General features: G+C 66.8%; 1 protein-coding gene. It reads left to right on the forward strand.

Annotation, left to right across the window (positions count from 1 at the left end):
* Positions 1 to 115: 115 nt before the first annotated feature.
* Positions 116 to 1,106 (forward strand): IS481 family transposase (locus MRBLML1_RS23255; protein ID WP_364520624.1); only part of this gene is annotated, 991 nt, incomplete at its 3' end.

Here is a 1,106-nt window from a genome sequence, read left to right on the forward strand (position 1 = left end):
TGTGATGTCCAGGGAGGTTGTACCGCCCGGCATCGGTGAGCCTGTCTGACAGACGAAGGCCTCCGGTTGTGAAGTGGAGCTGTCTAGGAACCGCTTCACCCGACCGGAGGCCCTCATGTCCCACGCTAACGCTGCCCTGACCCCACGAGCTCGTTTGCGGCTCGCTCAGCTCATCGTCGACCGCGGCTGGACACACGCCGCGGCGGCCAAGATGTTCATGGTCGCCCCACGCACAGCGAAGAAGTGGGCCGACCGGTATCGCGCCGAAGGTGCCGCTGGGATGAACGACCGCAGCTCGCGCCCGCACTCGAGTCCGACGAAGACCAGCCCAGAGCTGGTCCGGCGGATCGTGCGGCTGCGGTGGCGGCACCGGCTCGGGCCGGTTCAGATCGCCGGCCAGCTCGGGATGCAGGCATCGACAGTGCACGCCGTGCTGGTCCGTTGCCGGATCAACCGCCTGTCCCACATCGACCGCGTCACCGGCGAACCGCTGCGCCGCTACGAACACCCACACCCGGGGTCGTTGATCCACGTCGATGTCACCAAGTTCGGAAACATCCCTAACGGTGGTGGCTGGCGCTACCTGGGCAAGCAGCAGGGCTATCGCAACCGCGCGGCAACCGACACCCAGCGTCGGAAGGGCTACGTACGAGGGCCACTGATCGGGACCGCGTTCGTGCATACCGTGATCGACGACCACTCCCGCGTGGCCTACGCCGAGATCCACGCCGACGAGAAGGCCACCACTGCGATCGGAGTCCTCCAAAGGGCAGCTGCCTGGTTTGCCGATCATGACGTCACGGTCGAGCGTGTGCTGACCGACAACGGCTCGGCCTACCGCTCCCACGCTTGGCGCGAGGCCTGCGCTGCGCTGGGCGTGACACCGAAACGAACACGTCCGTACCGGCCCCAGACCAACGGCAAGATCGAGCGCTTCCACCGCACCCTCGCCGACGGCTGGGCCTACGCCCGCTTCTACGACTCAGAAGCCGCCCGCCGAGCAGCCTTGCCCGACTGGCTCCACTTCTACAATCACCACCGAGCCCACTCCGCGATCGGAGGCCGGCCACCGATCACCCGGATGACCAACCTCCCCGGACATCACA

The organism is Nocardioides sp. LML1-1-1.1 (assembly GCF_040676175.1).
Taxonomy (GTDB): Bacteria; Actinomycetota; Actinomycetes; order Propionibacteriales; family Nocardioidaceae; genus Nocardioides.